Raw genomic sequence first — 13,957 nt, 5'->3', positions numbered from 1 at the left:
CACGCTTAATATTCGCCGTGGAGGCTCTATGTTTGACCCTGACGGTTGCCGACCACCCGCCCGCGAGTCACCTCCCACCTCGCGCGACGCAGGTCCGCCCCAGGGGCCGAACCCCCTGATAGACAGGGCGTGGACGGGGAGGACGGCCGCTACCCAGCGTCACCTGGGAGCCCCGTCCAATGCGGAATCAAGCTGCTAAATAAACAAGCCCTACCCATTGGTAATCCTCCCAAACATCTGCGCGGAATCTCGCTGAAACTCCTTTGACCTTCTTTCGCTAAGTTCGATCGACGTGCCACATCAACGAACGAACCTCCAAGCACGCGACCGAATCGAAGGTGGGGCTGTGAGCTCCGAGACCACGGAGGCCGCGGGCCGTGAGGACGTGCGCCTCTCGCACCCCTCCCCGGAGGACGGGCCGCACATGTGGCGGTTGGCCGGCGACACGGGGATGGACGTCAACTCCCCGTACGCCTACACGCTCTGGTGCCGGGACTTCGCCACGACCAGCGTCGTGGCACGGGACGCCGACGGCCGGATGGCGGCCTACGTCACCGGCTACGTCCGTCCCGACAGCCCGGACACGTACTTCCTCTGGCAGGTGGCCGTCGGCTCCGAGTACCGGGGCCAGCGGCTGGCCCGCCGGATGCTCGACTTCATCGGCGAGCGCCTCGTCGACCAGGGCCTGCGCTACCTCGAAGCGACCGTCACCCCCGACAACGAGGCCTCCCGGGCCCTCTTCTCCTCGTTCGCGCGGAGCCTGGGCGCCGAGGCCGCGTGGAGCCCGCTCTTCGGCGCGGAGCACTTCCCCAAGGACGGAGAAGGGCCCCACGACCCCGAGGACCTCGTGCGCATCGGGCCCATCGGCGCGCACTCCGACACCGACGACTGACCGTCCGCTCCGGATCGAACGCGATCCCCACCCGCCCCTCGTCTCAGCCCTGAGCCCACGAAGTTGGGGAAAGGAACCAAGGAACATCACGATGGAGACCTTCCAGCGCCTCGAGTCCGAAGTCCGCGGATACTGCCGGAACTGGCCTGTCGTCTTCGACAAGGCGGTCGGCAGCCACGTCCACGACGAGAACGGCCGCCCGTACCTGGACTTCTTCGCCGGGGCCGGATCGCTCAACTACGGGCACAACAACCCCGAGCTGAAGACCTCGCTCATCGAGTACCTGACCGACGACAAGATCGTCCACAGCCTCGACGCGTACAGCGTGGCCAAACGCGAGTTCCTGAAGACCTTCGACGACGTCATCCTCAAACCCCGGAACCTGGACTACAAGGTCCAGTTCCCCGGCCCCGCGGGAAACAACGCGGTCGAGGCCGCGCTCAAGCTGGCCCGCAAGTACACCGGCCGCCAGACCATCATCAACTTCACCAACGGCTTCCACGGCATGACCCTGGGCGCCCTGGCCGTCACCGGCAACTCCATGAAGCGCGGCGGCGCCGGTGTGCCGCTCGACCACGTGGCCACCATGCCGTTCGACAACTACCTCGACGGGCAGACCCCGGACTTCCTGTGGCTGCGCTCCCTCCTGGAGGACAGCGGCAGCGGTCTGGACGCCCCGGCGGCCGTGATCGTCGAGGCGGTCCAGGGTGAGGGCGGCATCAACGTCGCCAGCGCCGAGTGGCTGCGCGGCCTCTCCGACCTCTGCCAGGAGTACGGGATCCTGATGATCCTGGACGACATCCAGATGGGCTGCGGCCGCACCGGCAAGTTCTTCAGCTTCGAAGAGGCCGGCATCACCCCGGACATCGTCACCCTGTCCAAGTCCATCAGCGGCTACGGCCTGCCGATGGCGCTCACGCTGTTCAAGCGCGAGCTGGACGTCTGGGAGCCGGGCGAGCACAACGGCACCTTCCGCGGCTTCAACCCGGCCATGGTCACCGGTACCGAGGCGCTGCGCCGCTTCTGGTCCGACGACACCTTCGCCCAGGCCACCCTGGCCAAGGGCCAGCTGGTCGAGGGTCGCCTCGCGGAGATGGCGGCCGAGCACGCCGACTTCGGCGCCCACGTGCGCGGCCGCGGCCTGGCCCGCGGTCTGGCCTTCGACGCCGAGGGCGGCATCGCCAAGAAGGTCGCCGCCGGGTGCTTCGACCGCGGCCTGCTCCTGGAGACCTCCGGTCCCGAGGACGAGGTCGCCAAGCTCCTCCCGCCGCTCACCACGACGGAGGAGGAGCTCACCACCGGTCTGGACATCATGGCCGACGCCGTCCGCGAGGCGGTCAAGGTTCCCCAGACCGCCTAGACGCGACACGCCGGTGCCGTTTCGGACCGGCGTGCCCACCGAATCGGGCGCGGGGCCGGCCAGTACCTCTACCCGGGGTGCCGGTCGGCCCCGTACCGTGTACCACCAGCGCATACACAGCGCGCATCAGAGCGTGAAGGAGACACAAGTGATCGTTCGCAGCATGGACGAGGTCAACGACACCGACGCTGACATCAAGACCGAGAACTGGCGCAGCCGTCGGATCGTCCTGGCCAAGGAGAAGGTCGGCTTCTCCTTCCACGAGACCGTCCTGTACGCGGGCACCGAGTCGACGTTCTGGTACGCCAACCACATCGAGCTCGTGCACTGCATCGAGGGCGAGGCCGAGCTGACCAACGAGGAGACCGGGGAGAAGCACATCATCACCCCGGGCACCCTCTACCTGCTCAACGGCCACGAGAAGCACACGGTCCGCCCGAAGACCGACTTCCGCGTGCTGTGCGTCTTCAACCCCCCGGTCACCGGCCGTGAGGTCCACGACGAGAACGGCGTCTACCCGCTGGTCGTCGAGGAGGACGTCAACGCCTAGTTCCACAGGGCGCGTCGAGCCGACGCGGGGCGGGGTCCGGAGGTCCGGGCCCCGCCTTCGTGTTACCGGGGGTAGGAATCCCTCGGTAACGGGCATAAGAACCCATAGTCACGAACCACAGGTGGCCAGCTCGGAGGGAGCTTGTCGTCGGGTCACCCGACGAACAGAGACTCATAACCAGTGCATAACGGACCAAACGGGTTCAGTTACTGCACCTCGGGCTCGGGGAGGGAGACCCCGTACCAGCGCCGTCGTCCCGAGCACCCGGGCAACGGTCACGACCGCGGCCACCGCGCCGCGGAACGCGCCCACACGAGGCGAACCAGCATTCCGAACGCGTGAGGCCTCGCCCCGTCCTTCGGGCGAAGGCTCCGCACCCGCGAGTTTTCGAGGAGCAGTCGTGAAGAATCAGGTACCAGCGCGTCGGCGGGGAACCTGGGGACGTCGAGACGCCTTCCGCCTGGCCGGAGCAGGTGCGGCGGTCGCGGGCCTCGCGGCGTGCAGTCGGGTCGACTCCGGGGCCGGCGGCCAGAACGCGGAGGGCCAGAGCACCCTGGAACGCCTGCGCGAGCAGGGGTTCGTGGCGGTCGCCCTCGCCAACGAGGTGCCCTTCGGCTTCGTCGACTCCAGCGGCAACCCCGCCGGGCAGTCGCCCGCGGTGGCCAAGGCGGTCTTCGAGGAGCTGGGCGTCCCCGAGATCCAGGCGTCGGCCACCTCCTGGGACGGACTGATCCCCGGCCTCCAGGCCAACCGCTACGACGTCATCGCGGCCGGTGTGTTCATCACGCCCGAGCGCTGCCAGGAGGTCGCGTTCAGCGAGCCCACCGCGACGTCCCCCGAGGCGTTCCTGGTGGAGAAGGACAACCCGAACAAGATCCAGCACTTCGAGGACTTCGTCGAGAACCCGGACCTCAAGCTGGCCGTGCTCAACGGGTCGGTCGAGCAGACCTACGCCGAGTACTTCGAGGTTCCCTCGGGGCAGCTCGAACTCATCCCGGACCAGACCCGCGGCTTCGAACTGCTGGAGAGCGGCCGCGTCGACGCCGTGTCCATGCTCGCGGTGTCCCACTCGTACCTGCTCATCGAGCGCGACCTGGAGGACCAGTACACCGTGTCCGACCCCTTCTACCCCGTCATGGACGGTAACGAGGAGAAGGGCTGGGGCGGACTGTGCGTCCGTCCCGAGGACGAGGAGCTCCTCTCGGAGATCAACCGCGTCGTCGCCGAGTTCACTGAGAGCGGTCGCCTGCTCGAACTCGGTGAGGAGTGGGGGTTCACCGAGGACGACCTGCCCGACGGGACCACCACCGCCGCGCTCTGTGAGGGCTGATTCCGCGTGGAGTTCCTGATCGCACAGTGGCCGCGCTTCCTCGACGGGACGCTGCTCACGATCCAGCTCACGCTCGGCGGCATCGTCCTGGCGTTCGTCCTGGCGATGACCTTCGGGATCATGGGCACGATGCGGCACTGGCTGCCGCGGGCCGTCGCCACGGTGTACGTGGAGGTGTTCCGGGGCATCGCGGCGCTGGTCGTCATGTACTGGCTGATCTACGCCCTGCCCCTGGTGAGCGGCTTCCAGCTGGAGGACATGTTCGCCGCGATCCTCGCGCTGGGCCTCAACCTCGGCGCCTACGGGGCCGAGGTGGTGCGCTCCTCGATCAACGCCGTGCCCAGGGCGCAGGTCGAGGCGACCGTCGCCCTGAACATGTCCTGGGCGCAGCGCATGCGCCTGGTGGTCCTGCCGCAGGCGTGGGCGCAGATGCTGCCGACCTTCGGCAACCTGGTCGTGGAGCTGATGAAGGCCACGGCCGTGGTCTACCTGGTGTCGATGCACGACCTGTCCTGGATCGCCGACGACCTGCGCCGCCTCACCGGTGAGACGATCCCGGTCTTCCTGGTGGCCTTCGCGCTCTACTACCTGATCGCGCAGGTCCTCATCTTCGGCGTGCGGCTCCTCGAACGACGGGCCAACCGCAAGCTGGGCCGCGTCCCGCCGTCCGGCGGAGGGATCATCGGGCTCCTGCGACCCCCGACAGTCGGTACGAAGGTGGGGGTGGCCAAGTGAACGGCCTCATGGAGTTCGTGAACGGCCTGTGGGACTTCCAGTACACCGGCCAGGTCCTGCCCGACCTGTTCAGCGGCCTGCTGGTCACCATCCAGGCGACGGTGATCGGCTACGCCATCGCCCTGACCCTCGGCCTGCTCATCGCGGTGGTCCGGCGGGTGCCGGTCTTCGGCACCCTCCTGCACTTCCTGATGGAGTTCATCCGGACGACGCCGCTGGTGATCCAGCTGGTGTTCGTCTTCGCGCTGTCCCCCGCCAACATCTCGGTGTTCACCATCGGCGTCGTCGTCATCGGCGTCCACTACGCGGCCTACACCGCCGAGGTGTACCGCTCCGGCATCGAGGGCGTGGCCAAGGGGCAGTGGGAGGCGTCCCGGGCGCTGAGCCTGCCGACCTCGCGGACCTGGACGGCGATCGTGCTGCCCCAGGCCATCCGCAGGGTCATCCCCGCGCTGGGCAACTACCTCATCGCGATGTTCAAGGACACGCCCCTGCTCTTCGCGATCGGAGTCGTCGAGCTGTTGGCCGTGGCCCAGCAGGTCGGCAGCAAGGACTTCCGCTACGTGGAGACGTTCACCATGGTCGGGTTCCTCTTCCTCCTGGTGAGTGTCCCGTCCGCGATTGTGATTCGACGACTGGAGAAGCGATATGTCGCCGTCTGATACCCCTGAGAACACGACGGCGCCAGGTGTCGGAGACAGCGCCGCCGACGGACCGCTGATCGAGTTCGACCAGGTGGTGAAGCGCTTCGGCGACCTCACCGTCCTGGACCACCTCGACTTCGGTGTGGCCGCCGGAGAACGTGTCACCCTGATCGGGCCCAGCGGCTCGGGCAAGACCACCATCCTGCGTCTGCTCATGACGCTGGAGAAGGTCACCGAGGGCCGCATCAACATCGGCGGGGAGCCGTTCAGCCACATGCCCAAGGGCAGCGGCCTGGCCCCGGCCAGCGAGAGCTACCTGCGGCAGCGCCGCAAGAGCATCGGCATGGTGTTCCAGCAGTTCAACCTGTTCCCCAACATGACGGTTCGCAAGAACATCATGGAGGCGCCGGTCCACGTCCTCGGCCTGTCCAAGGACGAGGCCAGTGCCCGGGCGGAGGAACTGCTGGACCTGGTGGGCCTGGGCGACAAGATCGACGCCCACCCGACCCAGCTGTCCGGCGGCCAGCAGCAGCGCGTGGCGATCGCCCGCGCCCTGGCGATGCGCCCGGAGATCCTCCTGCTGGACGAGGTCACCTCCGCCCTGGACCCGGAGCTGGTGGCGGGCGTGCTGGACGTGCTGCGCGAGGTGGCCGAGACCACCGACATCACGATGCTGTGCGTCACCCACGAGATGGGCTTCGCGCGGGACGTGTCCCACCGGGTCCTCATGTTCGACCAGGGCCGGATCGCCGAGGAGGGGCACCCGGACCAGATCTTCGGGGACCCCCAGGAGGAGCGGACCAAGACCTTCCTGAAGTCGGTCCTGGAGAACGGGCACTAGTCCCCTCCAGGGAAGCCCGCGAGAGCGGGGCGGGCGCCGCCCGCCCCGCCTCTGACGTGGGAAGGTGTCCGCGAAGGCCGGGAGTCATGGGATGGTCACACCATTGCCGTGGCCATGATTCACTGTCGGTTGCACCACAAGTGCACCTCCAGGACACCTGACCGTACCCAGGCCGCTTGCCGGGTTCCCTCGCGCGTATCCCGCCGAGCCCGTTCCCGTGAGACTCCAGGCCTCTGGCCTTCTTAGGAAGACCGTTGACCACAACGCAGAACGGGGCCAAGCCCCCCACACGCAGGATGCGACTGACTCTCGGCGTCCTCTCCGCCATCGAACGCGTCGGCAACAAGCTGCCGCACCCGTTCTGGCTCTTCGTCATCATGGCCGGCCTGGTGATCCTGACCAGCGCCGCGCTCAGCGCGCTGGACGTCTCGGTCGTCTCACCGGCTGACGGCTCCACCATCGCGGTCCGCAGCCTGCTGAGCCCCGAGGGCCTGCACTTCATCGTCGGTGACGCCGTCGCCAACTTCGCGGCCTTCCCGCCGCTGCCGCTGATCGTGTCGGTCATGATCGGCGTCTCGGTGGCCGAGCAGAGCGGCCTGATCACGGCGGCGCTGCGCGGCAGCGTCACCCGGGTGCCGAAGAAGCTGCTGACCTTCGCCGTGGTGCTCACCGGCATCTGCGCCAGCGTCGCCTCCGACGCGGCCTACGTGGTCTTCATCCCGCTGGCAGCCATGGTCTTCAAGGCCGTCGGGCGCAGCCCCGTCCTCGGCCTCATCGTCGGCTTCGGCTCGGTCAGCGCCGGATACAACGCCGCGCTGACCGTCACCCTCACCGACGCGCTGATGTCGGGCATCAGCACCAGCGCCGCCCAGATCATCGACCCCGACTACGTGGTCAACCCGCTGTCGAACTTCTTCTTCACGTTCGTCTCCGCCCTCTTCCTCGCGGTCGTCATCACCCTGCTCACCGAGCTGGTGCTGGTGAAGCTGACCGACAAGGTCCAGGAGGACGGCGACGGCGGAGCGGGCGACCTGGGCTCCATGCTCCTCACGGGCGAGGAGCGCAGGGGCCTGCGCTTCGCCGGGATCGCGCTCGTGCTCTACCTCGGCGCCCTGGCCGCGATCGTGCTCCCGCCGGCGTCGCCGCTGCGCGGTGAGGACGGCGGTCTCCTGAGCTCACCCATGCTGACCGGCGTGGCCGTGGTCCTCGCCGTCGGGTTCCTCATCGTCGGCATGGTCTACGGACGCGTCGTCGGATCCCTGCCCACCACGGCCTCGGTGCCGCCCGCGATGGCCGTCGGCGTCCGGGAGCTGGCCCCCGTCCTGGTGCTGTTCTTCGCGGCGGCCCAGTTCATCGCGTACTTCTCCTGGTCGGGGATGGCCGACGTGATCGCCGTCTCCGGCGCGGACATGCTCGACTCGCTCAGCGTGCACCCGGTGCTGTTCTTCGTCGGGTTCCTGCTGCTGGCGACCGTTCTGAACGTCTTCATCACCAGCGGTTCGGCCCAGTGGGCCCTCATCGCCCCGGTGTTCATCCCGATGTTCATGCTCATGGGGGTCAGCCCCGAGACCACCCAGGCGCTCTACCGGATCGCCGACTCGGCCACCAACATCATCAGCCCGATGAGCGCCTACTTCATCCTGGTGCTGGGCCTGCTCCAGAAGTACCGCAAGGACGCGGGCGTCGGCACGATGATCTCGCTGACCATGCCGATCAGCGTCACGGTCTTCGTGAGCTGGTCGCTGTTCTTCTTCCTCTGGTGGGGCCTGGGCATCCCCCTGGGGCCGGGCTCGTCCTACACCTACTAGGCGGTGGTCGGTGATCGACGGGGGCGGGGTCCGGGCGGGCCCCGCCCCCGCGTGTGTCCGGGCGGGCCTACTCGGCGACGAGGACGAAGAAGAGGAACCCGAGGAACCGGGTGTGCCCGTGGCGGAACTCGGGCAGCAGGTGGGCGGGGGTGTCCTCCGCGACGGGCGGTTCGTCGATGTCCGCGACGCGGAACCCGGACCGGGTGAAGTCCTTCACCATCGCGTGCAGCGGGCGGTGCCAGACGTTCAGGACGGCCCGGACTCCCCGGAACTCCTCCTCCACCAGCCAGGGGGCGACCGTGAAGTAGTCGGTGTCCGGCCTGATGAGCACGTGGGCCGCCGGGTGGTCCACGGAGACGAGGAGACGGCCCCCGGGCCGCAGGACCCGGCGCAGCTCCCGGAGCGGCCCCGCCCACTCCCTGAGGTAGTGCAGCGACAGGGACGAGACGACGTCGTCGAACGCGCCGTCGGAGTACGGGAGCGGTTCCGCGAGGTCGAGCACGCGCAGGTCAATGTCGTCCCCGAGGCGCTTCCTGGCCAGTCCGATCATCTCCGCGCTGGAGTCGAACCCGGCCACCACGGCGCCCCGGTTCCGGAGTTCCAGTGCGAGGGGGCCGGAACCGCAGCCCGCGTCCAGGACGCGGCGGCCCTCGACCTCACCCGCCAGGTTCAGCATGGCGGGGCGTTCGTAGTGGGCGTTCATGAGACTGGAGTCGTTGTCGGCCGAGTACGCCTCGGCGAAGGCGTCGTAGTCGCTGTGGGTCACGGGGGGCTCTCTTCCTGGTTCACCGCGCGTGTCGGGACGCCGGTGACAACGGGGTAACGACATACCGTAGTCATTAAGTCGCTTTTAGTTTTCCCTGGTGCAGAATGTGTGTTCTGAGACAGGGGGGACACTTGTGACCATGGTGCGAAGATGGGGGCTCGCCTGGGCCGTCGCCCTCGCCGCCGTCCTGATCATCGGGCCGGCGCTCATCCGCCCGGCGATGCGGGACGACGTCGGTGGGTCGTCCGTGCTGTTCCTGATCTCCTGGATGCCGATGGTGATCGGCATGGTCATCGCCTGGGGGCTCGTCCGGGCGTTCGGGCGGCGGGAGGAGCTCGACCGGCGGATCGCCGCCGCCATGGACGGGCACCCCGTCTACCGTGAACTCGGCTGGATGGTGCTCCTGCTCGCGGGGCTGGTCCTCTCGATGGTCGTGCTGTCGTGGATCTTCACCGTCTACGGGGAGCAGACCGGCGTCTCCCCGGACCTCGCGATGTCCGTCGCACTGGTCTCGCGTCTGCTGTTCCTCTTCGCCGTCCCGCTGCTGATCCTGGACCGCTCGGGCCTGACCGTCGACGGCAAGGGTACGGCCATGCCCTCGATCGCGCTGAAGGTGAGCGAACCCTGGCGCTGGCTCGGGGTGGTGCCCGTGGTCGTCTCGGTGCTGCTGATCGGCCTCCTGATCACGCCGCACATCGGACTGCCCCCGCCCTCGCTCACCCTGTACGCCATGCTGGTCGCCTTCACCGTCATCGCCCTCTGCGAGGAGATCTTCTTCCGGGGCATGATGCAGAGCCGACTCGAACTGCTCCTGGGGCGCTGGGGCGGCATCGTGCTGACCTCGGTGGTGTTCGCGATGACCTACGCGTTCATCCAGCCCTACGACGCGGTCTCCCAACTGCCCGGCATCGACTTCGTACACGACACCGGCATGGCGATGCTCACCTACGGCGCCGCCGGTCTGCTCTACGGATACCTGTGGGCGTGCTTCCGCAACACGTGGATCAACATCCTCATGCGCGTGTCGATGTTCCTGCTCATCCTCCCGCCCGACCTCCAGATCGGTATCGGCCAGTAGCACCGACGCCCGACAACGCCCGCCAACACGCGCGTCCCGCCAGGTCAGGTGGGGCGCGTGGTCGCGTCATGAGGGAAAACTTGCCCGTCGTCCAGGGACACGGGCAGCGATATGGGTACAGATGCTCCATAGCAGTCGCGTTGCGGTCATTTTCCCCTCACGGGGTTGTCACCGTGTGGTCATGAAAAAGGGGGAGTCTGCCCACTGTGAGCACGGAATCAGCGCCAACGCCAGCGGGACCCGCCACCGCCGACCTTCCCGCCGACAGGTTCATGGACCGAGAGGAGGGATGGCTCCGCTTCAACCAGCGGGTGCTCGAACTCGCGGAGGACGAGGACATCCCGCTGCTCGAACGGACGCGGTTCCTCGCGATCTTCTCCAGCAACCTGGACGAGTTCTTCATGGTGCGGGTGGCCGGCCTCAAACGCCGCCTGGCCACGGGGCTGTCCGTCGCCTCGCCCAGCGGACACCACCCCAGGGACCTGCTGGAGCGCATCTCCCTGTTCACCCACGACCAGATCCTGCGCCTGACCGCCTGCTTCGAGGACAGCGTCGCCCCCGCCCTGGCCAGGGAGGGCATCAGCATCGTCCGGTGGAACGAACTGGACGACCGCGAACGCGAGTACCTGCACGGCTACTTCCGCCGTTCCATCTACCCGCTGGTGACGCCCTTCGCCGTCGACTCCGCGCACCCCTTCCCCTACATCTCGGGCCGCTCGCTCAACCTCGCCGTCACGGTGCGCGACTCCAGCGACGACCGGCACATGTTCGCCCGCGTCAAGGTGCCCAGCGCCCTGCCCCGGTTCATCGAGCTCACCACCCACGGCGGCGGCCGCTTCGTCCCGGTCGAGGACATCATCGCCGCGCACCTGCCCCAGCTCTTCGAGGGCATGCGGGTGGTCGAGCACCACGCCTTCCGGGTCACCCGCAACGCCGACCTGGAGGTCGACGAGGACGAGACCGACGACCTCGTCCAGTCCCTGGAGAACGAACTGCTGCGCCGCCGCTTCGGCCCCCTCGTGCGCCTGGAGGTCGAACAGTCCATCAGCGACGAGGTGCTGTCGATCCTCAGCCAGCAGCTCGGCGCCGAGGACGAGGAGGTCTACCGCGTCCCCGGCCCGCTCAACCTGGCCGGGCTGGCCCAGATCGCGGACACCGACCGCCCCGACCTGCGCTACCCGCCCATGGTCCCGGTCGAACCGCGCGCCCTCACCTCCGGCGACCTGTTCGCGACCATCCGCGAACGCGAGGTCCTGGTTCACCACCCCTACGAGTCCTTCGCCACCACCACCGAGCGGTTCCTCGCCCTGGCCTCCACCGACCCCAAGGTCGTGGCGATCAAACAGACCCTCTACCGCACCAGCGGCGACTCACCGATCGTCGAGTCGCTGATCGAGGCGGCGCGGGAGGGCAAGGAGGTCGTGGTCCTGGTCGAGGTCAAGGCCCGCTTCGACGAACAGAACAACATCCAGTGGGCCCGCAAGCTGGAGGAGGCGGGCTGCCACGTCGTCTACGGGGTCGTGGGGCTCAAGACCCACTGCAAGCTGTCCATGGTCATCCGCCAGGACGACGACGGCCTGCTCCGCCGCTACTGCCACGTGGGCACCGGCAACTACAACCCGAGCACCGCGCGGATCTACGAGGACTTCGGCCTGTTCAGCGCCGCCTCGGAGGTGGGTGAGGACGTCAGCGACCTCTTCAACAGCCTCACCGGGTTCTCCCGCAAGAAGCACTACCGCAGGCTCCTGGTCGCCCCTGCCGCCCTGCGCCAGGGACTGCTCAGGCAGATCGAGACCGAGGTGGAGAACCGCCTCAAGGGCGAGCCCGCCCACATCAGGATCAAGGTGAACTCCCTCGTCGACGAGGAGATCATCGACGCCCTGTACCGCGCCTCCCAGGCCGGGGTGGACGTCGACCTGTGGGTGCGCGGCAGCTGCGTCCTGCGCGCCGGGGTACCGGGCCTGTCCGAGAACATCCGGGTGCGCAGCATCCTGGGCCGCTTCCTCGAACACTCACGGGTGTTCGTCTTCGCCAACGGGTGGCGCCCCAAGGTCTGGATCGGCAGCGCCGACCTCATGCCCCGCAACCTCGACCGGCGCGTCGAGGCCCTCGTCCGGATCGCGGACCCCGAGCAGTGCCGCCGTCTGGTGGGCATCATGGACCTGGCGATGTCCGACAGCACCTCCTCGTGGCGGCTCGAACCCGACGGCTCATGGAACCGGGTCACCCGTGACGAGGAGGGCCAACCGCTGGTCGACCTCCAGGACACCCTGCGAGGCGACCGGCACCTGAGAGTGGTGGACGGGTGAACACCCACGAGTACGGGGCCGGTCACGGGGGCCCCGACGCGGGACCCCCGGAGACGAACGCCCCCGAGATCCGTATGACCAGCGCGTTCCCGCCGCGCGACACGGCGGTCGGCGGGTATCTGGAACCCATCCGGGCGGGCGGGGCCGTGCTCTGGCGCGACGGCCCCTCCGGCCGGGAGGTCGTCCTCATCCGGCGGCCGGACCGGGGCGACTGGACCCTGCCCAAGGGAAAGCTCAAGAACGGCGAACACCCCATCATCGGCGCCGTCCGCGAGGTCGAGGAGGAGACCGGCCTGACCCCCGTCATGGGGCGCCGCCTCCCTCCGCAGCGCTACCTCAAGGACGGCTGGCCCAAGCAGGTGGAGTGGTGGGCGGCCACCCCCGCCCAGCCGGGAGGGCGGATCGACTACGAACCCAACGAGGAGGTGGAGACGGTCGAGTGGGTCCCCGTCGCGGAGGCCCGGACCCGTCTCACCTACGACCACGACGTCCAGGTCCTCGACAACTTCCGGGTCGGCCCCGCCCGGACCTTCCCGATCATCCTGCTGCGCCACCTGTCAGCGGGGGAGAAGCGCTCCTGGACCGACAGCGACCTGCTGCGGCCCCTCGACGCGACCGGCCGCGCCGACGCCCTGGCCCTGCCCCGGGTGCTGGGCGCCTACGGGAGCCTGCGGGCGGTGTCCTCGGCGGCGGCCCGCTGCACGGAGTCCCTGCTCCCGCTGACGGTCGAGTGCGACGTCCCCATGAGCACCGAACGCGCCCTCACGGTGGGGGCCGAGGGCGGGGGCCACGACGTCGAGGACGCCCGGGAGGTCATCGCGCGGGTCCTGGACGAGCGGCGGCCGACGGTCGTCTGCACCCACGGTGAGCTGGTCCCGCACCTGCTCACCGAGGCGCTCACCCGCCTCGGCGCACCGCTGTCGCAGCAGCGCGGCCTGCGCAAGGGGTCGTTCTGGGTCCTGCACATCTCCTCGGAGGGCGAGCTGGCCGGGGTGGAGCGGCACGAGGTTCGCGAGTGAACCCCGCCCGACAACCCCGGTGGGGGAGTGGTCCGCGACGGTGACATGATTCCGTCATGCCCAAACACATGGTGGCCCGGAGCGTCGTGGTCGACGCACCGGCCAAGCGGATCTTCGACCTCGTCGCCACACCGTCCCAGCACGCCGTGCTCGACGGTTCCGGCACCGTCCAGGGCGCGCAGCACGGCCCGGAGCGGCTGGAACTCGGTTCCGAGTTCGGCATGGACATGAAGATGCTCGGCCTCCCCTACCGGATGACCAACCGCGTGGTGGAGTTCGAGGAGGGGCGGCTCATCGCCTGGAAGCACGTGGGCTCGCACCGCTGGCGCTACGAGCTCAGGGAGCTGCCCGAGGGCGGGACCCTGGTCACCGAGACCTTCGACTACTCACGGGGCCAGACCGCCTTCTACGTGCTGAGCGGAGCCCCCGCGCGCAACGCGCGGGGGATCGTCCGGACGCTGGAGCGGCTCAAGGCGGCCGCCGAGGCCGAGGAGGTCTGACCCGCGCTCCGGCTGACGCGGCCCCCACCCCCCACCCCCCACCCCCCCACCCCCCACGCGCACTCCGGGCCCCGGTCACACGGCCGGGGCCCGCCGCGTGCGCGGACCGGTCCCGAGCGGTCGGA

The 13,957-nt window shown here is 68.8% G+C and carries 13 protein-coding genes; 12 read left to right on the top strand and 1 reads right to left on the bottom strand.

Going from position 1 to position 13,957, the window contains the following annotated elements; all coding sequences use genetic code 11:
* The first annotated feature begins 385 nt into the window (after positions 1 to 385).
* The 8 genes from ectA (at position 386) to AC0VYL_RS24035 (ending at position 8,160) form a co-directional block, all read left to right on the top strand.
* Positions 386 to 892, top strand: coding sequence for a diaminobutyrate acetyltransferase (gene ectA, locus AC0VYL_RS24070; protein ID WP_475463237.1), 507 nt, complete (start codon positions 386 to 388; stop codon positions 890 to 892).
* A 91-nt stretch (positions 893 to 983) separates the two neighbouring features.
* Positions 984 to 2,252, top strand: coding sequence for a diaminobutyrate--2-oxoglutarate transaminase (gene ectB / locus AC0VYL_RS24065; protein WP_475456200.1), 1,269 nt, complete (start codon positions 984 to 986; stop codon positions 2,250 to 2,252).
* A 148-nt stretch (positions 2,253 to 2,400) separates the two neighbouring features.
* Positions 2,401 to 2,802, top strand: coding sequence for an ectoine synthase (locus tag AC0VYL_RS24060; protein ID WP_026129663.1), 402 nt, complete (start codon positions 2,401 to 2,403; stop codon positions 2,800 to 2,802).
* 460 nt (positions 2,803 to 3,262) lie between these two features.
* Complete coding sequence (gene ehuB, locus AC0VYL_RS24055; RefSeq protein ID WP_475463236.1) at positions 3,263 to 4,132, top strand: ectoine/hydroxyectoine ABC transporter substrate-binding protein EhuB; 870 nt, start codon at positions 3,263 to 3,265, stop codon at positions 4,130 to 4,132.
* Positions 4,133 to 4,138: 6 nt separating this feature from the next.
* Positions 4,139 to 4,867 (top strand): ectoine/hydroxyectoine ABC transporter permease subunit EhuC, encoded by a 729-nt coding sequence (ehuC, locus tag AC0VYL_RS24050; protein ID WP_475456198.1) that lies wholly within the window; start codon positions 4,139 to 4,141, stop codon positions 4,865 to 4,867.
* Positions 4,868 to 4,875: 8 nt separating this feature from the next.
* Positions 4,876 to 5,529 carry an ectoine/hydroxyectoine ABC transporter permease subunit EhuD gene (gene ehuD, locus AC0VYL_RS24045; RefSeq protein WP_475463231.1) on the top strand — a complete coding sequence of 218 codons (654 nt, stop codon included), beginning with the start codon at positions 4,876 to 4,878 and terminating at the stop codon, positions 5,527 to 5,529.
* Entirely contained in the window at positions 5,516 to 6,352 is an 837-nt protein-coding gene (gene ehuA, locus AC0VYL_RS24040) for an ectoine/hydroxyectoine ABC transporter ATP-binding protein EhuA (RefSeq protein ID WP_475456196.1), read from the top strand. Before ehuD ends, ehuA begins: the two co-directional genes overlap by 14 nt.
* A gap of 296 nt (positions 6,353 to 6,648) precedes the next feature.
* A complete protein-coding gene (locus tag AC0VYL_RS24035) occupies positions 6,649 to 8,160 on the top strand; it encodes an AbgT family transporter (protein WP_475481574.1) in 1,512 nt (503 codons plus the stop codon).
* 67 nt (positions 8,161 to 8,227) lie between these two features.
* Here the strand turns inward: AC0VYL_RS24035 and AC0VYL_RS24030 are convergent, their stop codons facing one another.
* Complete coding sequence (locus AC0VYL_RS24030) at positions 8,228 to 8,926, bottom strand: class I SAM-dependent methyltransferase (protein ID WP_475481573.1); 699 nt, start codon at positions 8,924 to 8,926, stop codon at positions 8,228 to 8,230.
* 139 nt (positions 8,927 to 9,065) lie between these two features.
* Between AC0VYL_RS24030 and AC0VYL_RS24025 the strand changes: the two genes are divergently transcribed.
* The 4 genes from AC0VYL_RS24025 (at position 9,066) to AC0VYL_RS24010 (ending at position 13,832) form a co-directional block, all read left to right on the top strand.
* Positions 9,066 to 10,004, top strand: coding sequence for a lysostaphin resistance A-like protein (locus AC0VYL_RS24025; protein ID WP_475456190.1), 939 nt, complete (start codon positions 9,066 to 9,068; stop codon positions 10,002 to 10,004).
* 206 nt (positions 10,005 to 10,210) lie between these two features.
* Entirely contained in the window at positions 10,211 to 12,313 is a 2,103-nt protein-coding gene (locus AC0VYL_RS24020) for an RNA degradosome polyphosphate kinase (protein ID WP_475456188.1), read from the top strand.
* 74 nt (positions 12,314 to 12,387) lie between these two features.
* Entirely contained in the window at positions 12,388 to 13,332 is a 945-nt protein-coding gene (locus AC0VYL_RS24015; RefSeq protein WP_475483573.1) for an NUDIX hydrolase, read from the top strand.
* A gap of 56 nt (positions 13,333 to 13,388) precedes the next feature.
* Positions 13,389 to 13,832 (top strand): SRPBCC family protein, encoded by a 444-nt coding sequence (locus tag AC0VYL_RS24010; protein WP_475481572.1) that lies wholly within the window; start codon positions 13,389 to 13,391, stop codon positions 13,830 to 13,832.
* The last annotated feature ends 125 nt before the right edge of the window (positions 13,833 to 13,957 follow it).

The sequence above is a fragment of the Nocardiopsis sp. iso_238 genome (assembly GCF_056173325.1).
The sequence above is the reverse complement of the archived record's forward strand: the minus strand, read 5'-3'. Positions and strand labels throughout refer to the sequence as shown.